The following is a 24,564-nucleotide window of genomic DNA, read 5'->3' as shown; positions in this document are numbered from 1 at the left end:
TCCGTGCCGTCAGCCGCCGTGGCCGTAGGACCGGACCGCGCTGTGGCCGAACAGTTCGAACACATCCTCGCCCGCCATGGGTTTTCCGAACAGGAACCCCTGGATGTACTGGCAGCCCTCACGCTTGAGGATGTCGAATTGTTCGTCGAGCTCGACCCCTTCCGCGAGCGTGTCCATTCCCAGCGCGTCGGCCAGCGTGGTGATCGCGCGGATCACGGCGTGGGCGTTGCCGCCCTGGCCGAGGTCCTTCACGAAGCTGCGGTCGATCTTGACCTTGTCGAAGGGGAAGGAGCGCAGATAGCTCAGCGAGGAATAGCCGGTTCCGAAATCGTCCAGCGCGATCCGCACGCCGAGACTGCGCAGATTGTGGAGCGTGGAAAGCGTGCGCTCGATATCGACGATGAAGATGCTCTCGGTGATCTCCAGCTCGAGCCGGCTGGGCGCCAGCCCGCTGGTCGCCAGCGCCTGCAGGATGGTCTGCGCCAGATTGGGCGCTGCGAACTGTTTGGGCGAGATATTGACCGCGACCGAGACCTCGCCGGGCCATTGCGCGGCCTGGCGGCAGGCTTCGCGCAGCACCCAGTCGCCGATCGGAATGATCAGCCCGGTTTCCTCGGCCAGCGGAATGAAATCCATCGGGCCGATCAGCCCGCGCTCGGGATGCGGCCAGCGAATTAGCGCCTCGAAGCCTTTCAGCTCTTCCTCGGCCATGTCGTAGAGCGGCTGGAAGTTCAGCACGAAGCCGCCCTCGCGGATCGCGGTGCGCATATCGAGTTCGGTCTGACGCCGCTTGCGTGCGAGTTCGTCGAGTTCGGGCTCGAAGAAGTGATAGGTCGATTTGCCTTCGCTCTTGGCCCGATAGAGCGCCAGATCGGCGTTTTTCATAAGCGTGGAGGCATCCCTGCCATCGCCGGGTGCCATCGCGATGCCGAGGCTGGCAGTGCATTCGGCCTGTTGCCCGTCGATAGTGACCTGGCGTTCGAAGCAGGCGCTGATGCGCTCGGCCACTGCTGCCAGGCTCGATGCTCCGGGGGGGATCGCCAGCATGAGGACGAATTCGTCGCCGCCCAGCCGCGCGATCAAGGCTTCGGGCAGGCAGGCCTCCAGATGCGCGGCAATATCGCGCAGCAGGGCGTCGCCGGCCGGGTGGCCCAAAGTGTCGTTGACCAGCTTGAAATCGTCGAGATCGACATAGACGACCATCACCCGATCGCCGTCCTTGAGCCGCGGCAGCGCCTGGTCGAGCTGCTCGAGAAAGAACTTGCGGTTGGGCAGCCCGGTGAGGTCGTCGTGTAGTCCGACATGCATGATCTTGCGCTCGCGCTCCTCGATCGCGGCGACCATCACATTGAAGCTGGTAGCGAGCCTTCCGATCTCGTCGTCGGAGCCGGTGGCCAGATCGACATCGCGACCCTCGGCAATCAGGCGGGTGGCCTCGTCGAGCTTTTGCAGCGGGCCGGTGACCGTGCGCGCAACGCGCCAGCTCAAGCCCACGACCAGCACGATCCCGCCCAATGCCAGCGCGGCAAGGAGATATTGCAGCGAAGAATATTGCGCGAGCGAGCGGCTCAGCGAGTGGCGCAGCACCAGTCGCGGTTCGAGCCCCTCCTGCAGTGCCGGAACGCTCGACACCTGGTAGAGAAAGCGCTCGTCTGCGGTCCGCTCGAACACCTCGCCATTGGTGGCAAGCCGCATCCATTCGGGCAGGTCGCCCGCGAGTTCGACCCGCGCATCGAGCTCGATTGCGGCGAGCTGGACGAGGCGGTCGAGTTCGGCGCGGTCGAGCGGCTGGGCGAGCACCAGCCAGCCGGTGAGGTCCGGCGACATGATCGGCGATGCGGCGGCGAGCGACAATTGCCCGCCGACACGGATGATGCCGCGCTGGCGTCCTTCGTCGAGCGCGGACCACATGGCCTCGGTCGATCCGATCCGGGCATCGCCTGCGGCGACAAGGCTGCCATCGAGCCCGACGACAAAAGCGGCATCGCTCCGTGAGCGCGACTTGAGGCTTTCCAGTGCACTGCCGATGGTGGCGCCGTCTCCGGTGGCAACGGCCTCGCGAAACCCGAAATCGCGCGCCAGCACATCCGCCGAGCCGCGCATCTGGCTGGCGCGCAGCGTCAGGATCTCGTCGAACACCCGCGCATTGGCCGCCATGTCGCGCGCGGCGCTGTTTTCGCCGAAGCGCGACAGTCCTTGATCGGCGATCAAAGCGGTGGCGGCCAGCACCAGCGCGAACAGGCCGGCATAGAGCACCGCGATGCGCAGCTTGAGCGAGCCGAAACGCAGGGCGTCGATGCGGAACGGCATTGCGATCACCGCAGGCGCACTCCCAGCCTGCGCGATTGAGCTCCGGCGGCGATCGTGACGCCCTTGCTGGTTTCATTGCCCGGCGCGCGCAGACGCGGGTGCCAAACGGTCAGATTGGCGGTCCCGGCCGGAATGTTGCCGAGCGCGACATAGCCATTCGCATCGGTCTTGCCCGCAAAGGGCGTGTCGGTGACGCGGATGTAGCCGCGCATGGCATCGTGGATGTTGCAACCCAGCGCGACGGTGCCGGCGATGGGGAAATTCTGCGTGCGCGTCTGGTCGCGTCCATAGAGGTCGATTGTAAACCGCGCGGGCTTCGAGAAGCTGTAGACCGAATGGCGCACCCGATCGAGATTGGGGAAGGCGACCGTGCTGCCCCTGGCGATGACCAGCGTGCCGGGCACGAATTGCTGGTCCTTCTGCGCCATCGCCATGCGCCACGGGAACCGGATCGGGCCCGCGGGGCTGCGCGAGGACGCCAGTTCGACCACCGCATCGCGCACCGGCATGCCGCGCTCGTCGACGATCTGGACCCGCAGCGAATTGCCCGGCGCGGCCTGCGCGGCAATGGCCAAGCCCGAACCCACGAGAATCGCAACGAGAAGAGAACGCAGGCGTGTCATGCTCGAAGCACCTAGCTGCCACCCGTTAAGAACTTCTCCACCGATGCTTAGCCCGTAATTAACCCCGAGCGGCTAGCTCATCCGCCATGCGAACCCCATGCGTTGCGACCGGCCTGATGCTGGCAATACTCTCCGCCCAGCCTGCCCATGCCGACGATCTCGAATGGTTCGAGGGCGGCAAGCTCGTGCTTACCAATGGCGTGACCACCATCGAAGGCACCAGCGGGGGCGGCATCGCCACTTGGGCGACGATTGCCGGTCTGGAGATGGACAATGGCGTGGGCGTTTCGGGCCATGCCACGATCATCGAACTCCCCGATTACGGCTGGCAGAGCCACGGTGTTGCTGTCGGCATCGCCAACCGCGTGGAGCTGTCCTACGCCCGCCAGAATTTCGACACCCGCGATGTCGGCACCGCGCTGGGGCTGGGCGAGGGCTATGTTCTCAACCAGGACATCTTCGCCGCCAAGCTGCGGCTGCTGGGCGACGTCGTCTATGGCGACCCGCTGCTGCCGCAGGTCAGCCTCGGCGTCGAATACAAGCGCAGCCTCGATGGCGATGTCGCCGCTGCGGTCGGCGCGGCGAGGGCCGAGGGGCTGGATTACACGCTCAGCGCCACCAAGCTGTTCCTGTCGCGCAGCGTGCTGGTCAACGCCACCGCGCGGCTGACCGAGGCGAACCAGAACGGGCTGCTCGGTTTCGGCAGTGCGGCAGGGGCAGGCCATTCGCTGCAGTTCGAAGGCTCGCTCGGCTACCAGCTGTCGCGCCGCGCGGTGATCGGCGCTGAAGTCCGCACCAAGCCCGACAATCTCGGGCTCGGCGAGGACGACTGGTTCGACCTGTTCGCCGCCTATGCGGTCACCGACAACATCACCGTGACCGCCGCCTATGTCGATCTCGGCTCGATCGCCACTTTCGAAGACCAGCGCGGGGCCTTCCTGTCCGCGCAGGTCGCCTTCTAGGATTTGTCCATGCTCGCCACCGCTGCCGCCGCCATCGCGTTGATCTTCCTCCAGCAGGCGCCAGCCGAGGATATCGACTGGGACGCCGAGTTCGGTGTCGAGGAGCGCGAGCGCGATCCCGCAACCGGGGAATTCCCCGTCGATCCCTACGAAAAAAGCAATGCAAATGCCGGGGCCGAACCCTTCGCCAATGGCAGGCTGGCGGCGGCATTCGGCGGGCGGGAGGGCATCCGCCGGATCGCCGAACGCACGGTCGAGCTGAGCGAAGCCGATCCGCGGATCGCGGAAATCTTCGTCGCGCATGACACGGTGCGGCTCAAGCGCACGCTGTCCGAACAGTTCTGCTATCTGCTGGGCGCGGGCTGCGACTACACGGGGCGCGATATGCGCGCCACGCATGACGGGCTGGGCATCCGCACCGCGGACCTCAACGCGCTGGTCGAAAATCTCCAGCAGGCGATGCGGGAGGCAGGGGTGCCCTTCGCTGCCCAGAACCGCCTGCTGTCCAAGCTCGCGCCGATGTCGGGCGACGTGGTCGAGCGCTGACCCCGACTTTGCGTCCGCTGGCTTGCGCCGATCCGGTCAGAAGCCGACCGAGCGTAGCCGGGCGTTGCGCGACAAACCCTCGATGGCGCGGATCATCGGCCCCTGCAGTTCAATCTCGCGACCCGCAAGATGTGCGGCGTCCTTGCCCAGCAGGATTTCATAGCTCCCCGGCTCGATGATCACTCGCCCGTCCGCGTGAATGTCGCCCAGCTCTTCCAGCCCCAGTTCGAACTGCACGCGCCGGTTTTCGCCTGCGGCAAGCGCGACCCGCCGGAAACAGCGCAGCTGGGTTTCGGCACACGCCTCCCACGCGGGAGAGCGCAGATAGAGCAGCACGGTTTCGATACAGTCGTGCTCGCCGCAATTGTGCAGGCTGGTCCCCGCGATCAAGCGATCGGTACCGAATTCGACGGCCATGTCGCTGTAGGTGACGGGCGAATAGCCCAGGCCGTGGCCGAACGGCAGGCTCGCGGTCCGGTCGTCGGCCAAAAGCGCGAGCGGCATGCGGCCCGAAGGATTGACCTGCCCGACCAGCACTTCACCCAATGCGGTTTCGCAGCCTTCGTATCCGGTCCAGGCCAGCAGGCGAGCCGGGATCTGCTGCGCGAGATCGCCCAGATCGACCGGCAGCCGGGTCAATTCTATCAGCGCGAAACACCGATTTGCGTTGAACAGGGCCCGCATCAGAGCATTGGCAGCCGCGCCCAGCCCAAGCATCGGCTTTCCGTCGATCGGTTCGCAATCGCTATCGCGGAGCGCCAGCAGGACGGTGTCGCTGCGAGTCGCCGCGTCGCAGGCAATGCCGATGGCGAGCCCGTCGGCAGCGATCGGCGCGAAGGGAATCGCGCAGTCCTCGCTCCGCAATGCCAATCCGGAAACCGCGCTGTGCTCGATTCCGAATTCGCCAAGCGCCTTGCGCAGTCCGACCGTCGATTCGGTGCACGTCCCGACCACCAGCACTCGACCCAAATCGCGTGACAACGGCAGCAGCTCGTCCTCGTTGCGCAACAGCACCATGGATTTGCGCGCGAGGTCCTCGATCGCCGCGCGGCCCGCGAAGATCGCGTTGGTAGACCGCTTCGCCGTTGCCCCCAGCTTCAGATAGGGGTCGCGGAACAGGCCGAGGTCGCTTTTTGCCCCGAGTACCCTGCGGACGGCCTCGTCGATCATGGTTTGCGAAAGATAGCCCTCGCTCATGCCGCTGGCGAGCTCTTGCCGATCGGTTTCATGCGACTGCGCGGCGCCGAGTCGCGCGAGCCGCCGCCATGCTCCCAGATCGATGCCAGCATAGGCAAGGTGGATATCCGAAACCGAACCATCCTCCAACTCCCCAGGGATCGCGGGCAGTTCCTCGATTCCGGCGGGATCGCTCTTGCGCAGGATCACGCGGATCAACCGTTCGCTCGCTTCCCGCTCCGGACCCGCCGGCGGCAGGGGGCCGTAGCACAACAGGCAGAGGACATTCTCCAGCTCGGATGGCGAATTGCCCTGCAGGCCTTCGATCATCGCACGTGCGATCTGTTCGACCAGATGGCGCGAGGTTCCGAAACTGGATGCGGGATCCCAAGGGGCACTGGACAGATGGTGGACGGCAGGCGTGGCCACAAGATTCCAGCCCCGATGGATTCCCTCGGCGGCGACCGAACGTGCGACGCTTGCGATCGCCTTGTCGTCCCAGCTTGCCGCCATGGCCAGAGGCTGCGGCCAGAGCCCTTGCGTGGCCGAGCCACCCTTGCTGGAAAACAACAGCGGAATGCCGAAGCGCGACTGTTCGACTGCCATGGTCTGCAGCTCGAGCGCCTCCTCGCGGTCCCCGACACCCTCGATCGCCGTCACCTGGCCGGCCCTCAACGCGGCAAGGACCTCCTCGGTGATTGAGCCGGAACTCGTGCGGTTGCCTTGGGCAAGCCGGACGACGCGCAGCTGGCCGAGTTTCTCCTCCAGCGTCATGTAGCTGAGCATATCCTCGACCAGACGCGCGCGACCGGTCCTGTCGATCCCGGGCGCCGTCATTGAGCCTGCGCTCCGGGCGATGGAAAGCTGGTGCAGCCGTGAGCCGCGTAGCGGGGGCCGGTTGCCCGGCGATTGATGAGTGGTGCTGCCATAGTGCTCCTTTGGCGCAAGTCGCTGGCCGTCGACGCAAGGGTCGGGGCATGAAAATCGTTGCGGGCCACCAGAGCGCGACCGAGGCCAGCTCCGAGAGTCGGTGAAAGAAGTTAATTTCGGGTTTGGTAGGCGCCGTCTGCGGAGCGCTCGCGCACGCTCCACACTTCCATCTTGCGACGCGTCTGGGCCTTTGGCCGTGAACGGCCACTGTATGCCGAAGTCAGCTTGGGGAAACGCGTTTCCGCAGATTGGGGCCCGGGAATGCGCCCACCGGTATGGCTCCCTTCGGTACGAGAAGCCCATTTACACAATTGTCGATACCTTTATATGCTTACGGCAATGGCTATCGAAACGACCTTCAGGGCCTTGGCCGACAACACCCGCCTGCGCATCCTGCGGCTGGTCGGCTCGATGGAGCTCGCGGTCGGGGAGATCGCGCAGGTGCTCGGCCAGAGCCAGCCGCGCGTGTCGCGCCACATCGGCATTCTCGCCAGCGCGGGCCTCGCCGAACGGCGCCGCGAAGGCAGCTGGGTGTTCCTCCGCGCGGCGGCTGCGGGCGATCACGCCACGCCGCTGCGGCAAGCGATCGCCGCCATGCTCGAATGCGCCGAGCAGGAAGATTCCGATTTCGCCCGCGCCTGCGTGCAGGATCGCCAGCGTCTGGCGGCCATCCGCTCCACGCGTGAACAGCAGGCGGCGGCCTATTTCGCCGCGCATGCGCATGATTGGGACGAATTGCGCCGGATGCACACCTCGGACGAGCAGGTCGAGACCGCGCTCGCGCAGGCGCTCGACACCCAAGGCCTTGGGCGCCTGCTCGATATCGGCACCGGAACCGGGCGGATGGCTGAGCTGTTCGCCCGCTCGGCGGATCATATCGTCGCGCTCGACAAGAGCCTGGCGATGCTGCGGGTCGCGCGTGCCAAGCTCCAGCACCTGCCGACCGACCACGTCGAACTGGTGCAGGGCGATTTTGCCGGCTTGCCATTTGCCGACGCGGTGTTCGACACCGTGCTGTTTCACCAGGTGCTACATTTCGCCCCCGATCCCGCTGCGGCTCTGGCTGAGGCGGGGCGGGTGCTCAGGCCCGGGGGGCGCGTCGCGATCGTCGATTTCGCGGCGCATCAACGTGAGGAGCTGCGCGAGAAGCACGCTCATGCACGGCTTGGTTTTCGCGACGATCAGATGGCAGGATTTCTGGTCGATGCGGGCTTTGTGGCGAGCGACCCCCAAGCGCTCGAGGGCGGCGAGCTGGTTGTAAAAATCTGGGTCTGCGCCCGGCTGGACGCGCATCCGGCCCGTTCTGATAACGCCCGATCCGACAACGAACGGAAGGTAGCCTCGTGAGCCCCACTCTCGACCAGATGCAGGAAGCGCGCACCGCGCTCGACGCGCCGCTGTTCTCCGGCCTGCCCGGCGATATCGATGTGAGTTTCGAATTCTTCCCGCCCAAATCGGAGAAGATGGAAGCGCAGTTGTGGGCCTCGATCAAGGAGCTCGCACCGCTCGATCCCAGCTTCGTCTCGGTAACCTATGGCGCGGGCGGCACCACCCGCGAGCGCACCCATCGCACCGTCGCGCGGATCATCGAGGAAGCCGGTCTGCCCGCCGCGGCGCATCTCACCTGCGTCGATGCCAGCAAGGCCGAAATCCGCGAGATCGCCGAGCAATATTGGGAAGCGGGCGTGCGCCACATCGTCGCGCTTCGCGGCGATCCACCCGATCAGGCGCGCAAATTCGCCCCGCACCCGGAAGGCTTCGCCAGCGCCGCCGAACTGGTCGCCGGCCTGCGCGAAGTGGCCGATTTCGAAATCTCGGTCGCCGCCTACCCCGAGACGCATCCCGAGGCCGACTGCCCCGCCAGCGATCTCGACAATCTCAAGCGCAAGCTCGACGCCGGGGCGACGCGCGCGATCACGCAGTTCTTCTTCTCGCCCGACACCTTCTTCCGCTTCCGCGATGCCGCGCAAGCCCACGGTATCGACGCGCCGATCGTGCCCGGCATCCTCCCGGTGACCAATGTCGCGCGCGCCCGCGAGTTCGCTGGATTGTGCGGCGCGGCGATTCCCGACTGGATGGACGGGCTGTTCGAAGGGCTCGACAGCCGTCCCGCTGCGCGTCAGCTGGTGGCCTCGACCCTCGCCGCCGAGTTGTGCCGTCGGCTCTATGCGGGCGGGGTGCGCGAATACCATTTCTACACGCTCAACCGCGCCGATCTCAGCTTCGCGATCTGCCACATGCTGGGCCTGCGGCCCGAAGGAGACTCGTGATGGGCGCTCGCGAACTGTTGCAGGCGGAGGCAGCCAAGCGCATCCTGATTACCGATGGGGCGTTCGGCACCGAAATCCAGAACTGGAAACTGGACGAGGCGGCCTATGCCGGCAATCTTGGCCTGTCGCACGACCAGAAGGGCAACAACGATATCCTCGTGATTACCAAGCCGGAGGTGATCGAGTCGATCCACCGCGCCTATTTCGAAGCGGGCGCCGACATTGCCGAAACCAACACCTTTTCCGCCAATCGGATCAGCCAGGCGGATTACGGGGCCGAACATCTCGTGCGCGAGATAAACGTGGAATCGGCCCGGCTGGCGCGCAGCATCGCGGATGAGTTCGCAGCGAAGGATGGCCGACCCCGTTTTGTCGCCGGCGCGCTGGGGCCCACGAACAAGACCCTGTCGCTGTCGCCCGAGGTCAACGATCCGGGGTATCGCGAGATCGAGTTCGATTTCCTCAAGGACGTGTACCGCGAACAGATCGATGCCCTGGTCGAAGGCGGGGTCGATTTCATCCTGATCGAAACGGTCTTCGACACGCTCAATGCCAAGGCAGCGGTGATGGCGGCGATGGAGGCGGCGACCGACCTGGGACGCGATCTGCCGATCATGATGTCGATGACGCTGACCGATCTTTCGGGACGCAATCTTTCCGGACACACCGTCGAGGCGTTCTGGCATGCGATCCGTCATGCGAAGCCGGTAACGATCGGGCTCAATTGCTCGTTCGGAGCGCAGCAGTTGCGGCCGCATGTGAAGACGTTGAGCGCGATCTGCGATACGCTGATCATGGTCTATCCCAACGCCGGTTTGCCGAACGAACTCGGCGAATACGACGAATTGCCGCATACCACCGCAGAACTGGTCGGCGAATGGGCGGATCAGGGCCAGGTCAATGTGCTGGGCGGATGCTGCGGATCGACGCCCGATCATATCAGGGCGATCGCCGACGCAGTGCGGGACGTCCCGCCAAGAGCAATTCCCACGCCGGAGGTGCGGACACGTCTTGCCGGCCTCGAACCGTTCACGATGGCTGCGTAGGCGCGTTTTGTCGTTCTCCGAATTCGCAGCCGCTTCGCCCGCTAACGAAGGCAAACCCAATCGTGTCGCTCGATAAAGCCGCCTCCTCGACCAGTTTCGTCAATATTGGCGAGCGAACCAATGTCACCGGGTCCGCCCGGTTCAAGAAGCTGGTCATGGCCGGCGACTATGCCGCCGCCGTCGAAGTGGCTCTCCAGCAGGTCGAAGCCGGTGCGCAGGTGCTCGACGTCAACATGGACGAGGGCCTGCTCGACGCGCACGAGGCGATGACGACGTTTCTCAAGCTGATCCAGGCCGAACCGGACATCGCGCGGATCCCTGTCATGGTCGACAGTTCGAAATGGGACGTGATCGAGGCGGGGCTGAAATGCGTCAGCGGCAAGCCGATCGTGAATTCCATCAGTATGAAGGAAGGCGAGGAGCAGTTCCTCGATCACGCGCGCAAATGCATGAACTACGGCGCCGCCGTGGTGGTGATGGCGTTCGACGAGGTCGGACAGGCCGACACGAAGGAACGCAAGGTCGAAATTTGCGAGCGCGCCTACAAGCTGCTGGTCGGGATCGGCTTCCCGCCCGAGGATATCATCTTCGATCCCAACGTCTTCGCCGTGGCAACGGGGATCGAGGAGCACAATAATTACGGCGTCGATTTCATCGAGGCTTGCCGCGAGATCAAGGCGCGGTGTCCCCATGTCCATATCTCGGGCGGACTGTCCAACCTGTCCTTCTCGTTCCGGGGCAACGATACGGTCCGCAAGGCGATGCATTCCGTGTTCCTGTACCACGCCATTCCGGCGGGTATGGACATGGCCATCGTCAACGCCGGCCAGCTCGACGTCTACGACCAGATCGAAACCGAATTGCGGACGGCCTGTGAAGATGTGATCATGAACCGCGATCCCGATGCGGGCGAGCGGCTGGTGGCGCTGGCCGAGCGGTTTCGCGGTACCGATCCAGTGGCGGAAAAACAGGCTGCGGAATGGCGCAGCTACCCCGTCGCCAAGCGGCTCGAACATGCTCTCGTCAAAGGGATCGATGCGCATGTCGTGGACGATACCGAGGAAATGCGCGCCGCCACCGAAGCGGCCGGCGGGCGCCCGATCGAGGTAATCGAGGGCCCGCTCATGGACGGGATGAACGTGGTCGGCGATCTGTTCGGCAGCGGCAAGATGTTCCTGCCGCAGGTCGTCAAATCCGCGCGCGTGATGAAGAAGGCGGTCGCCCACCTGATCCCTTTCATCGAGGCGGAGAAGGATCTCCTCCCCGAAAGCCAGCGCAAGGCCAAGGGCAAGATCGTGATGGCGACCGTGAAGGGCGACGTCCACGATATCGGCAAGAACATCGTCGGCGTGGTGTTGCAGTGCAACGGCTACGACGTGATCGATCTGGGCGTCATGGTGCCATGGTCGCAAATCCTGCAAGCGGCGAACGAGAACCAGGCGGACATGATCGGATTGTCGGGCCTGATCACCCCCTCGCTGGACGAGATGGTAACCGTGGCTGAAGAAATGGCGCGTGCACAAATGACCATGCCGCTGCTGATCGGCGGGGCGACCACCAGCAAGGTCCATACCGCACTACGGATCGATCCCGCCTACCTCGGCCCGGTGATCCACGTTCTGGATGCCAGCCGCGCCGTCGGTGTGGCGAGCCGCCTGCTGTCGGACACGCAACGCGATAGCTTTGTTGATGACACCGCCGACGAATATGTCCGGGTCCGCGATGCCCGCGCGGGCAGGGTGCCCAGCGAACTGCTCGCCCTCGCCGATGCGCGGGCGCGCGCCTTTCCCGCAGATTTCGCCGACAAGCCGGCCGCGCCGCTGCAGCCGGGGCTCCATGTCTTCGAGGACTGGTCGCTCGCAGAATTGCGCGATTATATCGACTGGACGCCGTTCTTCCGCGCCTGGGAATTGCACGGCAATTATCCCGCCATTCTTGAGGACGATGTGGTCGGCGAAAGCGCGCGCAGCCTGTTCGCCGATGCACAGGCGATGCTCGACCGCATCGTCGAGGAAAAATGGCTCACCGCGCGCGGGGTCTGCGGGTTGTGGCCCTGCCACCGCGAGGGGGACGACATCACGCTCGACCTGCCCGATGGCGGCGATCCGGTCGTCCTCCCCTTCCTGCGCCAGCAGGTGAAGAAGAGCCGCGACCGCGCCAATTTCTGCCTCGCCGATTTCATCGACCCGGCGGGCGACTGGATGGGCGGTTTTGCGGTCGGCATCCACGGGCTGGACGAGCATTCCGCCCGTTTCCAGGCCGACAAGGACGATTATTCGGACATCCTGCTCAAGGCGCTCGCCGATCGTTTTGCCGAAGCTCTGGCCGAGCGGCTGCACCAGCATGTCCGCACCGATCTGTGGGGCTATGCACCCGGAGAGCAGCTCACTAATCTGGCGCTGATCAAGGAACAGTACCGCGGCATCCGCCCCGCGCCGGGCTATCCCGCCTGCCCCGATCACAGCCTCAAACCCGCGTTGTTCGAACTGCTCGATGCCGAAAAGAACGTCGGGCTCGAGCTGACCGAGAGCTTCGCCATGTTCCCCACCGCGGCGGTCAGCGGGTTCTATTTCGCGCATCCCGAGGCGGCCTACTTCGGCGTCGCCCGCATCGGCCGCGACCAGCTCGAGGATTATGCAGCGCGGCGCGGGGTCGAAATTTCCACCGCCGAGCGCTGGCTGCGCCCCAATCTCGATTGACCGGCGGGGCGCAATCGCGCAGGGCGGTGCGGTCGGCGGCAGGAGCGATTCTGCTGCGGGCACGCGCGGGAGAGATCGCGGGGCCGGGCAGGCCCCCGGCGCCGAAGGAGCAACCGCCCCGGAAACTCTCAGGCCAACGGACCGCGCGGGCCTCTTCGACACTCTGGAAAGCGTCGCTCCTTCAAGGGGCGGCCACCGAAGGGGTAAGCCCGTCCATTCACGGGCCAGTCTCTCAGGTCACCCGACAGAGGGGGCATGGATTGGAACGCGCCCAGCCCGGGCGCGAATATGCATGCTGTCGGGACGATTGATGAGCGAAGCCGAAGACCTTTCCGCCGAAGACCTTCCGGACGAAACCCCGGCCAAGCTGCCGCTCGATGCCTGGCATCGCGGCAAGGGCGCGCGCATGGTGCCCTTCGCGGGCTATGAAATGCCGATCCAGTACGAAGGCATCGTCATCGAGCACGACTGGACGCGCGAACAGGCCGCGCTGTTCGATGTCAGCCATATGGGCCAGCTGCTGGTTTCGGGCGAACGCGCGGCGGATGAGCTGGAAAAGCTGCTCCCCGGAGCGATCGCCACGCTCAAGCCGGGCCGCGTGCGCTATTCGCTGCTGCTCAATGAGGACGGCGGCATTCTCGACGATCTGATGGTGACCAATGTCACCCCCTGGATCGATGGCGACGAGGAAGCGGGCACGGAGGGCCACTGGGGCGAACCGACCTACTACCTCGTGGTCAATGGCGCGATGAAATGGGACGATATCGCCCATTTGCGCGAACATCTCGACGACGATGTGACGCTTACCCATCTCGATGACCAGGCGCTGATCGCGCTGCAGGGCCCCAATGCCGCGACCGCGCTCAACCGCGTGATGCGCGGGGTGCCCGAACGGCTCGTGTTCATGCAGGCGCTCGACTATCAGTTTGGCGAATGGCCGCTGCGGATCACCCGCGCGGGCTACACCGGCGAGGACGGTTTCGAGATCTCCGTGCCCGCCGAATTCGTTGAATCGCTCGCCGATCGCCTCTGCGCCGAGATCGAGGTCCGTCCCGCCGGGCTGGGCGCGCGCGACAGCCTGCGGCTCGAGGCCGGGCTGCCGCTCTACGGGCACGACCTCACCGCCGAGATCGATCCGGTCACCGCCGATCTGACTTTCGCGCTCACCAAGAGCCGCCGCGAACAGGGCGGCTGGATGGGCCACGCCGGCTGCGCCGCAAAGCTGACCGAAGGCTGCGCCAATACGCGCGTCGGGCTGGTGCTCGAAGGGCGGCTGCCCGCCCGCGAAGGCGCGCCGGTCTATTCGGGCGGCACCGAGATCGGCCGCGTCACCAGCGGCGGGTTCTCGCCCACGCTCGGCCATCCGATCGCGATGGCCTATCTCTCCGCCGATTTCACCGAGGTAGGCACCGAGGTCGAAGTCGAGGTTCGCAAGAAGCGGCTACCCGCAAAGGTCGCCGCTTTGCCTTTCGTCCCCCACCGCTACTACCGAGGGAAGTGACCCGATGGCCCGCTACTTCACCGATGAACACGAATGGATCGATGTCGAAGGCGATACCGCCACGGTCGGCATCACCGATTACGCGCAGGAACAGCTTGGCGACATCGTCTTCGTCGAACTGCCCGATGTCGGCGCCCAGCTGGCCAAGGGCAAGGACGCCGCAGTGGTCGAGAGCGTCAAGGCGGCAAGCGACGTCTACGCTCCGATCAGCGGCGAGGTGATCGAGGCAAACGATGCGCTCGACGACGATCCGGCGCTGGTCAATTCCAACCCCGAGGAAGAAGGCTGGTTCTTCAAGCTGACCATCGCCGACAAGGCCGAGCTCGACGGGCTGATGGACGCCAAAGCCTACAAGAGCTTCTGCGACGAATTGTGACATATTCCCCCTCCCGTTCGCCGGAGGGGAAAAGGAATTCCCATGCGCTACCTGCCCCTGACCCCCACCGACCGTTCGACCATGCTCGCAACCATCGGTGCCGACAGCGTCGATGCGCTGTTTGCCGATGTGCCTGCCGAAGCGCAGCTCGACGGGCCGATCCACGGCCTGCCGCATCACGCGAGCGAGATGGCGGTCGAGAAACACATGCGGCGGCTGGCGCAGCGCAATCTCGCGGCGGGGGATGCGGCGTTCTTCCTCGGGGCGGGGGCCTACCGCCACCATGTCCCCGCGACCGTCGATCACATCATCCAGCGCGGCGAGTTCCTGACCGCCTACACGCCCTACCAGCCCGAAATCGCGCAGGGCACGCTGCAGATGCTGTTCGAGTTCCAGACGCAGGTCGCGCGGCTCTATGGCTGCGCGGTGGCGAACGCCTCGATGTACGACGGCTCGACCGCCTGCTGGGAAGCGGTGGCAATGGCGGCGCGCGTGACCAGGCGCAATCGGGTCGTGCTCTCGGGCGCGCTGCACCCGCATTACGCCGAGGTCGTACGGACCATGGCCAAGTTCACAGCCGATACCATCGCCGATGCCCCGCCCGCCTTCCAGGCGCGGCCCGACGATGACGGGCTGATCGCGCGGATCGACAAGGAAACCTCCTGCGTCGTGGTGCAATATCCCGACATCCTCGGGCGGCTCCCCGATCTCGAGCGGATCGCCGAGGCAGCGCATGCCGAGGGCGCGCTGCTGGTGGTGGTCAACACCGAGCCGGTGGCGCTGGGCGCGCTCAAATCGCCGGGCGAATGCGGCGCGGATATCGTCGTCGGCGAAGGCCAGTCAATCGGGGTCGGGCTGCAGTTCGGCGGGCCCTATCTGGGCCTGTTCGCGGTCCGCGACCCCAAGCATGTCCGCCAGATGCCCGGGCGGCTGTGCGGCGAGACGCAGGATGCCGAGGGCAAGCGCGGCTTCGTGCTCACGCTCTCGACCCGCGAACAGCATATCCGCCGCGAGAAGGCGACCAGCAACATCTGCACCAACAGCGGGCTCTGCGCGCTGGCCTTCAGCGTCCACATGACGTTGCTGGGCGAGAAAGGTCTGAGGCAGTTGGCGCTGGAGAACCACCGCCTTGCTTGCCTAGCCGCCGAGCGGCTCGCCAAGGTTCCGGGCGTCGCGGTGCTCAACGAGAGCTTCTTTAATGAATTCACCGTGACGCTGGGCCGCGATGCCCGCGACGTGGTCCGCAGGCTGGCCGATCGCGGCGTACTCGCGGGCGTCTCGCTTGGGAGGCTCTATCCGCAGGCGAGCGCGCTGGCCGAAGGCCTGCTGGTGGCGGTCACCGAGACCACCACCGAGGAAGACATCGACACGCTCTGCGCCGCTCTCACGGAGATCCTGGCATGAACGCCCCCAATGCCTCGGGCTGGAAGCCCGGCACCCCCGTCACTGTCGACCACGCCATGGATGGCCCGCCAACGGTCACCGGCAACCGCGCGCTGATGCTCGAGGAACCGCTGATCTTCGAAATCGGGAACAGCGAGACGACCGGTGTCGATTTCTCTTCTCCACCACCTGAAGGAGAGGGGCTCCCGAACCGCCTCGGTGGGTTCGAGCGCTCGGAACCGATCAACCTGCCCGGCCTGTCCGAGCCCGAGACGGTGCGCCACTACACCCGGCTCAGCCGCCAGAACTACGCCATCGACCTCGGGCTGTTCCCGCTCGGCTCGTGCACGATGAAGCACAATCCGCGGCTCAACGAGAAGGTCGCGCGGCTGCCCGGTTTCGCCGACTGCCACCCGCTCGCGCCGATCCAGACCGTGCAGGGCGCGCTGGGCGTGATCCACGAGCTGAGCGAGTGGCTCAAAGCGCTGACCGGAATGCCCGCGGTGGCGATGAGCCCCAAGGCCGGCGCGCATGGCGAGCTGTGCGGCATCCTCGCGATCCGCGCCGCGCTCGAGGCGCGCGGCGATGTCCGCAAGGTCGTGCTGTGCCCCGAGAGCGCGCATGGCACCAACCCCGCCACCGCCGCCTTCGCCGGCTACGAGGTCGAGGACATCCCCGCGAATGCCGATGGCCGCGTGGACTTCGAGGCGCTCGAAGCGCGGCTCGGCCCCGACATCGCGGCGGTGATGATCACCAATCCCAACACCTGCGGGTTGTTCGAGCGCGATTTCAAGCGAATCGCCGATGCGGTCCATGCCGCGGGCGGGCTGGTCTATTGCGACGGCGCCAATTTCAACGCCATCGTCGGCCGGGTGCGCCCGGGCGATCTCGGCGTCGATGCGATGCACATCAATCTGCACAAGACTTTCTCCACCCCCCATGGCGGCGGCGGCCCCGGTTCGGGGCCGGTGGTTTTCTCCGAAGCGCTCGCACCCTTCGCGCCGCTGCCCTTCGTCGAAAAGCTCGATGACGGCAGCTTCCACCTGGTGGAGGAAGAAACCGCGCAGGAGCATCACGCCAGCACCTTCGGGCGGATGACCGCCTTCCACGGCCAGATGGGGATGTTCACCCGCGCGCTCGCCTATATCCTCAGCCATGGTGCCGACGGGTTGAAGCAGGTTGCCGAGGATGCGGTGCTCAACGCCAATTACATCCTGCGCAGCCTCGAGGACGTGCTTGCCGCGCCCTTTGCGCACAGCGGGCACTGCATGCACGAGGCATTGTTTGGCGATGAAGGCTTCGGCGGGGGGCTGTCGACGCTCGATCTCGCCAAGGGGCTGATCGACGAGGGCTTCCATCCGATGACGATGTATTTCCCGCTGGTGGTTCACGGTGCGATGCTGGTCGAACCGACCGAGACCGAAAGCAAGGCCTCGCTCGACCAGTTCATCGCCGCGCTGCGCAGTGTCGCGGAGCGCGCGAAGGCGGGCGACGAAACGCTCAAATCCGCGCCGCATTACGCGCCGCGGCGGAGGCTCGACGAGACGCAGGCAGCGCGCAAGCCGGTGCTGGCGTGGCAGGACCCGCCCGCGACCTCGTCCGCCCCGGCGGGCACACCGTCACGGAGCGAACGCGGCGGGCGCTAAGCCGGAGCGCTAGCGCGGCGGTTCGTCGTTGGCCTTCACCGTGATCCGGATCTGCTGGAGCGAGATGATCGCTACCCAGAAGCCGAGGACCGAGAGCGCGCTGGAGCCGAGCACGGTGAAGGCCGCGCCCTTGAGCCCGTTCCAGCCCATCGCGACATCGAGCAGCAGCAGCGAAAGCAGCGTTGGGCCGGCGCGGACCAGGAAGGCGGTGCCCGCGCGCCCGGCGCTGACCAGAAGCGATTCCAGGCTCGCCCCGACCAGCTCGATGGCGCCCGCGATGGCAAGGATGACCATCGCCCAATAGACCACGCCGAATTCCGGGCCGGCGATCAGCACCAGCCCCTGCCGCCCGAACAGCAGCGCGACTGCGACCGCCAGCACCCCGCCGATCAGCGCGATATTGGCCATTCGCCGCGCCATGTCGTGCGCGGCGTCGGCAGCCTGGACCAGCTCGGGATAGATCGCCTTGGAGACCGCCTGCGCCAGCTGGACCAGCGCCTGGCCGAGCTGGCTGGCGACGCGGAACCCCCCGGCAAACGCCTCGCCGCCGATCGCGCCGACCAGCAGGATCAGGACCTGCTTGCCGCCGACATTGAGGCTGCCCGACATGTTGGTCGCCCAGACGAAACGCCAGGCGCCGGGATGGGCGCGGGGAATCCGCGTCAGGCTGATCTGCGACAGGTCGATCCGTTCGCGCAGGCCGGCGACCACCCACAAGGTGGCGGCCACGGCCACCTCCGCCGCCGCCCAGGCGAGCACGAAGCCCAGCACCGTCGGCATGAAGAACACCGCCAGCACCGCGCCCAGCGCGCGGATCACCGGCTGCACCGCTTCCGCCGCAGTCGCCGCGCCATAGGCGAAGCGCAGCCGCAGCAGCCCCAGCGGAGTGGTGCGGATCGACAACAGCGAGATCAGGCAATAGCCAAACGCCACCCACATCAAATCGTCGGGGAGCGGCAGCCAGAATTGCGCGCTCCACACCAGCCCCGCCGCCAGCACCGCGCCCAGCGCCACCGACACCATGTCGAGCGCGATCGCGAAACCGGTCGCCTCGCCCGGGCCATCCCCGCCCGAACCCCAGCGGACCACGAATTGCCAGGTCTGGAAATTGGCGAGCCCTGTCACCGTCTGCCCGAGCGCCACCACCAGCGCGAAATAGCCGAAGCCGTCGAGCCCAAGCGTACGCGTCGCCAGCGCGAGATAGACCAGGCTCAGCACCGCGTTGACGCCGCGCCCGCCGAGCAGCCAGCCGATATTGCCGAACAGGCGTTTCATCGCGCCAACCGGGCTCCGCTACGCGGACCTTGCGGCGACCAGTTTTTCGGTGATCCGGTGCGAGCGCGGCTCGTCGACATCGATCGCGAATTCGCCGTTGGAGAGCACGATCGGCGCGAGCTTGTAGCCGAAGCGGCGCGAGATCTGCGCGAACAGCCGGTCCTTGTCGCCCCAGCCGAAATAGAACCGCGCGAGATTGAGCACACCGAAGGCCTTGGCGATCCGCCCGGGATATTTCACGAACTGCCCGCCGCTGCGCATGATCTCGGCGGCCGAGAGCGCGGCTTCATTGCCGATCCAGTAGGTGTTGCAATTGGAATAGCCGCCATCGGAGAATTCGTAGAACTTCTTCTGCCCTTCGGGATCGGCCGCCATGACGTCCTCCTTGCGCGCCAGCGCGGCTCCGGCATCGGCACTCGCGGCGAGGCATTTTGCGACGAATTCGGCATAGCCTTCGGGCGTCACCAGACAATTGTCGGCGGTGGTGATGACCAGCGGGAAGGTCGCACCCTCGGCGCCGGCCAGCACGCTGTCGACGAGGTTGAAGGCGCCGGGGCGGAACACCAGCCGGCCCTCGTTCTCGAGCCGCCCGACCAGCGGGATCGCGCGGATTTCACCGGCCTCGTGCGCGACGATCCGGATTTCGCCGATCCGCTCGCAAGCGGCCAGCGCGGCGACGACATGTTCGATCATCGGCTTGCCCGCGACCGGGACGACGCTTTTCTGGCTGACGTTGGCGGCGGCGGCGAGAGGATCGAGCGTGCCCGAGCGCTTGCCCGCCATGACGATTGCGGTGGCCTGTTGCTGCATGGCCAAGGCCCTTAGGCCCGAATGTCGGCCCGCGCAAAGTTCTCGGGCAAAGTTTTGTCGGGGCGCGCCCTTGTCAGGCGCAGGCGGGGCGGGCAGCGCACTGTGCGATGCGGATCGTCTTTTCACGCAAGGGTTTCGACAGCGCGGCAGGCGGCGGGCCTTCGCCGATCGTCGATGGCCGCCCGCTTAGCCTGCCGATCCCTGCCGGGGCCGCCTCGCGCACCAGCTATGACGATCTGGGACTGGGCGAACATGCGCAGCGCGCCAGCCGCGGCAGGATCGCGGGCGCGGACCTGTGCCACCACGATCCGATGTTCCTCGAGGAAAAGGACAGCGGCGGCACCTGCCTGTTCGGCCAGTGCGGCGCGGCGCAGACGCATCTGGTCAATCAGGGGGTCGGGCAGGGGGATGTGTTCGTGTTTTTCGGACTGTTCCGCGAGGAGGCGAGCGGCGAGCCGCACCACCGCATCTTCGGCTATATGGAAGTGGCGGAAATCGTCGATCTGACGAAAGCCTCGCCGCCCGAACTGGTCGCAGCGGGGCATCCCCATGCGCTCGCGCCCCATGGTCGCAACGATACCGTCTATCGCGGCCCGGGGGCGACCGCGCGCACGGCACCCGACACCCTGAGGCTCACCGTTGCGGGGGGCCCGCCGACTTTGTGGCACCGGCCTCAATGGCTGCGCCCTGGCGGATTGAGCTATCACGACCGCGCCGACCGCTGGCTGCCGGGCCAGCGGTTGCGCAGCGTGGCGCGGGGTCAGGAATTCGTCGCCGATGTGGGCAGGCGTCAGGCCCCGCGCAACTGGCTCGGCGGCGTGATCGCCGCGATCACAGCGTCTTGATGATCGCCGAGAAGTCGAGCCCGCCGTTTTCCTCGGCGAAGGCTTCGTAGAGTTCCTGCGCATGCTTGCCGAGCGGGGTGCTGGCGCCGGCGGTCTCGGCCGCTTCCATCGCCAGCCTGAGATCCTTGAGCATCAACCCGGTGGCAAAACCGCCCTGATAATCCTTGTCCGCCGGGCTTTCGACCCCGACGCCGGGCAGCGGGGTGTAGGCGTTGAGCGACCAGCAATAGCCCGAGGATTGCGAGGAAATTTCGTAGAATTTCTGCGGATCGAGGCCGAGCTTTTCGGCCATTTTCATCGCCTCCGCGGTCCCGATCATCGAGATGGCGAGCAGCATGTTGTTGCAGATCTTGGCGGTCTGGCCGGCGCCTGCATCGCCCGCATGGATCACCGCCTTGCCCATGCCGTTCAACACCGCTTCGGCGCGCGCGAACGCCTTTTCGGTCCCGCCGACCATGAAGGTCAGCGTTCCGCCATTGGCCGCCGCGATCCCGCCCGAAACCGGCGCGTCGACCATGTCGTAGCCCGCCGCTTCGGCGCTCGCCGTGACGTCCTTCGCGGTGGCGACATCGATGGTCGAGCAATCGAGCAGCACCGCGCCCGCGGGCGCATGGCCGATCACGTCGTTCTGATAGACCGCTTTCACGATCCCGCCATTGGGCAGCATCGAAACAACCGCCTCAACCCCGGCGACCGCCTCGCGCGCGACGGTAAAGGTCTCGCAGCCATTGCCCTTGGCGGCGGCGAGCGCCTCTTCGCTGAGATCGAAGGCGCGGACCTGATGGCCCGCCTTGACCAGATTGGCAGCCATCCCGCCGCCCATGTTGCCGAGGCCGATAAAGGCGATTTTCATGCTGTGTGTCCTCTCGATGCGTTGCGGATGACCCGCCCTCTTATCTCGTCATTGCGAGCGACCGCAGGTCGCGCGGCAATCCAATGTGGTACGTCTGCGGGATCGTCCGGCGCTGGATTGCTTCGTCGCTGCGCTTCTCGCAATGACGAGGTTGGGCAGCAAACCCTACCGCCCCTGCCACTTCCCTTCGCGCTTCTCCACGAACGCCGCCATGCCTTCTTTCTTGTCCTCGCTCCCGGCGAGGATCTGGAAGATGCGGCGTTCCATCACCAATCCCTGGTCGAGGCTGCTCTCGAAGGCGGCGTTGACCATTTCCTTGTTGGCAATCGCGGCCATCGGCGGCATCGACGCGATGGTCTTCGCGGTCTTGAGCGCCTCGCCGAGCAGCTCCTCATGCGGCACCACGCGGACCACGAGATTGGCGCGCTCGGCTTCCTTGGCGTCCATCATCCGCCCGGTCAGGCACATTTCCATCGCCTTGCTCTTGCCCACCGCGCGGGTCAGCCGCTGCGAGCCGCCCATGCCCGGCGCGACGCCCAGCTTGATCTCGGGCTGGCCGAATTTCGCCTTGTCCGAGGCTATGATGAAATCGGCCATCATCGCCAGCTCGCAGCCGCCGCCCAGCGCGAAGCCGTTGACCGCGGCGATCCACGGCTTGCGAGTCTTGCGGACGATCTCGCTGGTCCAGGGGGCGAAGAAATCGTCGAGATAGAAATCGGCCGCCTGCTTGTCGCTCATTTCCTTGATGTCGGCGCCCGCGGCAAAGGCCTTGTCGCCCGACCCGGTCAGCACCGCGCACAACTGGCTGTCGTCGGCCTGATAGGCGGCAAACGCCGCGATCAGATCCGCGAGCACCTGCGAATTCAGCGCATTGAGCGCCTGCGGGCGGTTGAGCGTGATCAGCGTGACCTTGTCATGCCGTTCGACGGTGATGGTTTCGTAGCTCGCGTCGGTGTCGGTCATAGTGGTTTCCATTCCTCATCGGCGGGAAGCGGGGCGAAGATGCTGTCGAGCAGCTCCTCGCTCACGCCTTCGGGGGTCGCGGGGTTCCAGGCCGGATCGCCGGTCTTGTCGACGATCACCGCGCGCACGCCCTCGGCAAAATCGGGGCGGGTAATAACCCGGCTGGCGATGCGGTATTCCTGGCGCATATTGTCGGCGAAATCGGTGAAGCCCTTGGCATTGGCCAGCTGGCGCAGCGCGACCTTGCAGGTCTGCGGGCTTTTGGTGCGCAGCGTGGCCAGTTCCTTGGCAGCCCATTCGCCGTCGTCATTGCCGGCCTCGGCTTCCAGGCTGGCAAGGATATCCTCGAAGCGGTCGGAGGCGAAGTGACGATTGATCCGGTCCAGATTGCTCTCAAGGCGGGCTTTGGGCGGGGTTTCGGCCAGATCGGAGAGGATCCCGCCGATCCGGTCGGGATGCTTGATGATCCGCGCCTTGGCTTCCGCCAGCTTTTCGCTGGGGAGGTAATGCGTGGCGATCCCGGCCCAGAGGCATTCGGCGCCATCCAGCCGCGCGCCGGTCAGCGCGAGGAACTGGCCCAGCCGCCCTTCCAGCCGCGACAGATACCAGCCGCCGCCGACATCGGGGAACAGGCCGATCCCGGTTTCGGGCATGGCGAAGCGCGTGTTCTCGGTCGCGACGCGGTATTTGCACGGCATCGCGATGCCGACGCCGCCACCCATGGTGATGCCGTCCATGAAGGCCACCACGGGCTTGTCATAGGCGAACAGCTGATGGTTGAGCTGGTATTCGTCGTGGAAGAACTCGCGGCCAGTTTTGCCGCCATCGTTGAGCGCGGAGTGGCGCAGCATCCCGATATCGCCCCCGGCGCAGAATCCGCGCCCCTCGGCATGATCGAGCACGACGGCTTCGATCGCCGCGTCGCCGGCCCAGCCGGCCAGCGCCGCGCTCATCGCGTGGCACATGTCGAGGGTCAGCGCGTGCAGCGCCTTGGGCCGGTCGAGCGAGATATGCCCGACGCGGCCGTGCGAATGGATGTTCACTTCATGGGTCATTTGCGTTCACGCAGTTCCTTGAGGATATTGTGTCCGTAATAGACGACCGTCGCGATGAGCACGACGAGCAGCGGTTCGACCATGGTTTGACCCCTTACTGGCGCAGCAGATCCCGGCCCACGATCATCCGCATGACCTGATTGGTGCCCTCGAGGATCGAATGCACCCTGAGGTCGCGCCAGAAGCGTTCGATCGGGTAGTCCTTGAGATAGCCATAGCCGCCGAACAGCTGCAGCGCGTCGTTGACCACGTTGGAGCCGCTGTCGGTCGCGAGCCGCTTGGCCATCGCGGAGAACCGGCTCTTGTCGGGGGCATCGTCCTGGACCTTGGCCGCCGCGAGATAGAGCAGCGCGCGCGCCGCCTCGAGCTCGGTCGCCATGTCGGCGAGCATGAACTGGGTGTTCTGGAAATCGGCGATCGGCTGGCCGAACTGCTGGCGTTCCTTGGTGTACGCGACCGCCTCGTCGAGACAGCGCTGCGCGCCGCCCAGCGAGCAGGCGCCGATGTTGAGCCGTCCGCCATCGAGCCCCATCATCGCAAAGCGAAACCCTTCGCCCTCGGCGCCGACGCGGTTGGCCACCGGCACGCGGGCGTCCTCGAAAATGACCTGCGCGGTCGGGCTGGCGTTCCAGCCGAGTTTCTTCTCGGGCTTGCCGAAGAAGACGCCGGGCGTATCCTTGTCGATCACCAGGCAGGTGACGCCCTTGGTCTTGTCCTCGCTGGTGCGGACCATCGTGACATAGACATCGTTGAAGCCGCCGCCCGAGATGAACTGCTTGGTGCCGTTGAGCACATAGTGGTCGCCATCCAGCCGGGCGCTGGTCTTGAGCGCGGAGGCGTCCGAGCCGCTACCCGGCTCGGTCAGCGCATAGCTCGCCATCTTGTCCATGGTGACCAGTTCGGGGAGATAGCGCTGCTTGATCTCGTCCCCGCCGAAACGGTCGATCATCCAGCTGGCCATGTTGTGAATCGAGATGAAGGCGCTGGTGGTGGGGCAGCCATAGGCCATCGCCTCCATGATCAGCGCCGCCTCGAGCCGACCGAGCCCGATCCCGCCGGATTCCTCCGAGACGTAGATCGCCCCGAAACCGAGCTCGGCGGTGCGTTTGATCACATCGCGCGGGAAGTGGTGGTCCTCGTCCCATTGCGAGGCGTGCGGGGTGATGTTGTCGGCGGTGAAGCGGCGCGCCATTTCCTGGATCGCGAGCTGGTCGTCGGTAAGCTGGAACTGTCCTGTCATGGGGTGGCCCCTAGCATTGGAGCGGCGGGAATTTCCACCGCGGAATTGGTCGCGA

General features: G+C 65.9%; 20 protein-coding genes and 1 riboswitch. Of the genes, 11 read left to right on the top strand and 9 right to left on the bottom strand.

Features of this window, described 5'->3' with window-relative positions:
* Positions 1–9: 9 nt before the first annotated feature.
* Both A9995_RS08815 and A9995_RS08810 read right to left on the bottom strand, forming a co-directional pair.
* Positions 10–2,310: a bifunctional diguanylate cyclase/phosphodiesterase gene (locus A9995_RS08815; RefSeq protein ID WP_082992590.1), complete on the bottom strand. Its 2,301-nt coding sequence runs from the start codon at positions 2,308–2,310 to the stop codon at positions 10–12.
* A 5-nt stretch (positions 2,311–2,315) separates the two neighbouring features.
* Positions 2,316–2,933, bottom strand: a complete 618-nt coding sequence (locus A9995_RS08810; protein ID WP_067611643.1) for a plastocyanin/azurin family domain protein — start codon at positions 2,931–2,933, stop codon at positions 2,316–2,318.
* An 86-nt stretch (positions 2,934–3,019) separates the two neighbouring features.
* Here A9995_RS08810 and A9995_RS08805 point away from each other — a divergent pair, with 86 nt between their 5' ends.
* Both A9995_RS08805 and A9995_RS08800 read left to right on the top strand, forming a co-directional pair.
* On the top strand, positions 3,020–3,895 hold the full coding sequence (locus tag A9995_RS08805; protein ID WP_067611640.1) for a DUF3034 family protein: 876 nt from the start codon (positions 3,020–3,022) through the stop codon (positions 3,893–3,895).
* 9 nt (positions 3,896–3,904) lie between these two features.
* Complete coding sequence (locus A9995_RS08800; protein WP_082992589.1) at positions 3,905–4,441, top strand: group 1 truncated hemoglobin; 537 nt, start codon at positions 3,905–3,907, stop codon at positions 4,439–4,441.
* 36 nt (positions 4,442–4,477) lie between these two features.
* On the opposite strand, the gene A9995_RS08795 is transcribed toward A9995_RS08800, so the two are convergent.
* A complete protein-coding gene (locus A9995_RS08795; protein ID WP_067611634.1) occupies positions 4,478–6,454 on the bottom strand; it encodes a glycoside hydrolase family 3 N-terminal domain-containing protein in 1,977 nt (658 codons plus the stop codon).
* A gap of 432 nt (positions 6,455–6,886) precedes the next feature.
* On the opposite strand from A9995_RS08795, the gene A9995_RS08790 reads away from it, so the two are divergent.
* From A9995_RS08790 to gcvPB, 8 genes are all read left to right on the top strand, one after another.
* Positions 6,887–7,894 carry a metalloregulator ArsR/SmtB family transcription factor gene (locus A9995_RS08790; RefSeq protein WP_067611631.1) on the top strand — a complete coding sequence of 336 codons (1,008 nt, stop codon included), beginning with the start codon at positions 6,887–6,889 and terminating at the stop codon, positions 7,892–7,894.
* Positions 7,895–7,911: 17 nt separating this feature from the next.
* On the top strand, positions 7,912–8,817 hold the full coding sequence (gene metF / locus A9995_RS08785) for a methylenetetrahydrofolate reductase [NAD(P)H] (RefSeq protein WP_067611840.1): 906 nt from the start codon (positions 7,912–7,914) through the stop codon (positions 8,815–8,817).
* Positions 8,817–9,863, top strand: a complete 1,047-nt coding sequence (locus tag A9995_RS08780) for a homocysteine S-methyltransferase family protein (RefSeq protein ID WP_067611628.1) — start codon at positions 8,817–8,819, stop codon at positions 9,861–9,863. Before metF ends, A9995_RS08780 begins: the two co-directional genes overlap by 1 nt.
* Before the next feature lie 62 nt (positions 9,864–9,925).
* Complete coding sequence (gene metH / locus A9995_RS08775) at positions 9,926–12,562, top strand: methionine synthase (protein WP_067611625.1); 2,637 nt, start codon at positions 9,926–9,928, stop codon at positions 12,560–12,562.
* Positions 12,563–12,715: 153 nt separating this feature from the next.
* A riboswitch (glycine riboswitch) is annotated at positions 12,716–12,820 on the top strand.
* Between the two features lie 52 nt (positions 12,821–12,872).
* The gene (gene gcvT / locus A9995_RS08770) at positions 12,873–14,063 is read left to right on the top strand and encodes a glycine cleavage system aminomethyltransferase GcvT (RefSeq protein WP_082992607.1); all 1,191 of its coding nucleotides are present in this window, start codon (positions 12,873–12,875) and stop codon (positions 14,061–14,063) included.
* Between the two features lie 4 nt (positions 14,064–14,067).
* Positions 14,068–14,439 (top strand): glycine cleavage system protein GcvH, encoded by a 372-nt coding sequence (gene gcvH, locus A9995_RS08765; protein ID WP_067611621.1) that lies wholly within the window; start codon positions 14,068–14,070, stop codon positions 14,437–14,439.
* A gap of 42 nt (positions 14,440–14,481) precedes the next feature.
* Positions 14,482–15,843: an aminomethyl-transferring glycine dehydrogenase subunit GcvPA gene (gcvPA, locus tag A9995_RS08760; protein WP_067611612.1), complete on the top strand. Its 1,362-nt coding sequence runs from the start codon at positions 14,482–14,484 to the stop codon at positions 15,841–15,843.
* Entirely contained in the window at positions 15,840–17,468 is a 1,629-nt protein-coding gene (gene gcvPB, locus A9995_RS08755) for an aminomethyl-transferring glycine dehydrogenase subunit GcvPB (RefSeq protein ID WP_067611609.1), read from the top strand. Before gcvPA ends, gcvPB begins: the two co-directional genes overlap by 4 nt.
* A 9-nt stretch (positions 17,469–17,477) precedes the next feature.
* Here the strand turns inward: gcvPB and A9995_RS08750 are convergent, their stop codons facing one another.
* On the bottom strand, positions 17,478–18,743 hold the full coding sequence (locus A9995_RS08750) for a lipopolysaccharide biosynthesis protein (RefSeq protein ID WP_067611606.1): 1,266 nt from the start codon (positions 18,741–18,743) through the stop codon (positions 17,478–17,480).
* A gap of 18 nt (positions 18,744–18,761) precedes the next feature.
* Positions 18,762–19,553: an NTP transferase domain-containing protein gene (locus A9995_RS08745; protein ID WP_067611603.1), complete on the bottom strand. Its 792-nt coding sequence runs from the start codon at positions 19,551–19,553 to the stop codon at positions 18,762–18,764.
* Between the two features lie 107 nt (positions 19,554–19,660).
* Here A9995_RS08745 and A9995_RS08740 point away from each other — a divergent pair, with 107 nt between their 5' ends.
* Positions 19,661–20,398 carry a hypothetical protein gene (locus A9995_RS08740; protein WP_067611601.1) on the top strand — a complete coding sequence of 246 codons (738 nt, stop codon included), beginning with the start codon at positions 19,661–19,663 and terminating at the stop codon, positions 20,396–20,398.
* Here A9995_RS08740 and mmsB read toward each other — a convergent pair.
* From mmsB to A9995_RS08720, 4 genes are all read right to left on the bottom strand, one after another.
* Positions 20,385–21,251 carry a 3-hydroxyisobutyrate dehydrogenase gene (gene mmsB / locus A9995_RS08735; RefSeq protein WP_067611599.1) on the bottom strand — a complete coding sequence of 289 codons (867 nt, stop codon included), beginning with the start codon at positions 21,249–21,251 and terminating at the stop codon, positions 20,385–20,387. The genes A9995_RS08740 and mmsB overlap by 14 nt on opposite strands.
* A gap of 165 nt (positions 21,252–21,416) precedes the next feature.
* Complete coding sequence (locus A9995_RS08730; RefSeq protein WP_067611596.1) at positions 21,417–22,214, bottom strand: enoyl-CoA hydratase-related protein; 798 nt, start codon at positions 22,212–22,214, stop codon at positions 21,417–21,419.
* Positions 22,211–23,269: an enoyl-CoA hydratase/isomerase family protein gene (locus A9995_RS08725; RefSeq protein WP_067611592.1), complete on the bottom strand. Its 1,059-nt coding sequence runs from the start codon at positions 23,267–23,269 to the stop codon at positions 22,211–22,213. The genes A9995_RS08730 and A9995_RS08725 overlap by 4 nt, the downstream gene beginning before the upstream one ends.
* Before the next feature lie 94 nt (positions 23,270–23,363).
* Positions 23,364–24,509: an acyl-CoA dehydrogenase family protein gene (locus tag A9995_RS08720; RefSeq protein WP_067611589.1), complete on the bottom strand. Its 1,146-nt coding sequence runs from the start codon at positions 24,507–24,509 to the stop codon at positions 23,364–23,366.
* Positions 24,510–24,564 lie beyond the last annotated feature (55 nt).

The organism is Erythrobacter sp. QSSC1-22B (assembly GCF_001678665.1).
Taxonomy (GTDB): Bacteria; Pseudomonadota; Alphaproteobacteria; order Sphingomonadales; family Sphingomonadaceae; genus Qipengyuania.
The sequence above is the reverse complement of the archived record's forward strand: the minus strand, read 5'-3'. Positions and strand labels throughout refer to the sequence as shown.

Bases quoted from the DNA above. Each gene is read 5' to 3' on its own strand.
- A9995_RS08815 (WP_082992590.1), bottom strand. From the start codon at position 2,310: ATGCCGTTCCGCATCGACGCCCTGCGTTTCGGCTCGCTCAAGCTGCGC.
- A9995_RS08810 (WP_067611643.1), bottom strand. From the start codon at position 2,933: ATGACACGCCTGCGTTCTCTTCTCGTTGCGATTCTCGTGGGTTCGGGC.
- A9995_RS08805 (WP_067611640.1), top strand. From the start codon at position 3,020: ATGCGAACCCCATGCGTTGCGACCGGCCTGATGCTGGCAATACTCTCC.
- A9995_RS08800 (WP_082992589.1), top strand. From the start codon at position 3,905: ATGCTCGCCACCGCTGCCGCCGCCATCGCGTTGATCTTCCTCCAGCAG.
- A9995_RS08795 (WP_067611634.1), bottom strand. From the start codon at position 6,454: ATGACGGCGCCCGGGATCGACAGGACCGGTCGCGCGCGTCTGGTCGAG.
- A9995_RS08790 (WP_067611631.1), top strand. From the start codon at position 6,887: ATGGCTATCGAAACGACCTTCAGGGCCTTGGCCGACAACACCCGCCTG.
- metF (WP_067611840.1), top strand. From the start codon at position 7,912: ATGCAGGAAGCGCGCACCGCGCTCGACGCGCCGCTGTTCTCCGGCCTG.
- A9995_RS08780 (WP_067611628.1), top strand. From the start codon at position 8,817: ATGGGCGCTCGCGAACTGTTGCAGGCGGAGGCAGCCAAGCGCATCCTG.
- gcvT (WP_082992607.1), top strand. From the start codon at position 12,873: ATGAGCGAAGCCGAAGACCTTTCCGCCGAAGACCTTCCGGACGAAACC.
- gcvH (WP_067611621.1), top strand. From the start codon at position 14,068: ATGGCCCGCTACTTCACCGATGAACACGAATGGATCGATGTCGAAGGC.
- gcvPA (WP_067611612.1), top strand. From the start codon at position 14,482: ATGCGCTACCTGCCCCTGACCCCCACCGACCGTTCGACCATGCTCGCA.
- gcvPB (WP_067611609.1), top strand. From the start codon at position 15,840: ATGAACGCCCCCAATGCCTCGGGCTGGAAGCCCGGCACCCCCGTCACT.
- A9995_RS08750 (WP_067611606.1), bottom strand. From the start codon at position 18,743: ATGAAACGCCTGTTCGGCAATATCGGCTGGCTGCTCGGCGGGCGCGGC.
- A9995_RS08745 (WP_067611603.1), bottom strand. From the start codon at position 19,553: ATGCAGCAACAGGCCACCGCAATCGTCATGGCGGGCAAGCGCTCGGGC.
- A9995_RS08740 (WP_067611601.1), top strand. From the start codon at position 19,661: ATGCGGATCGTCTTTTCACGCAAGGGTTTCGACAGCGCGGCAGGCGGC.
- mmsB (WP_067611599.1), bottom strand. From the start codon at position 21,251: ATGAAAATCGCCTTTATCGGCCTCGGCAACATGGGCGGCGGGATGGCT.
- A9995_RS08730 (WP_067611596.1), bottom strand. From the start codon at position 22,214: ATGACCGACACCGACGCGAGCTACGAAACCATCACCGTCGAACGGCAT.
- A9995_RS08725 (WP_067611592.1), bottom strand. From the start codon at position 23,269: ATGACCCATGAAGTGAACATCCATTCGCACGGCCGCGTCGGGCATATC.
- A9995_RS08720 (WP_067611589.1), bottom strand. From the start codon at position 24,509: ATGACAGGACAGTTCCAGCTTACCGACGACCAGCTCGCGATCCAGGAA.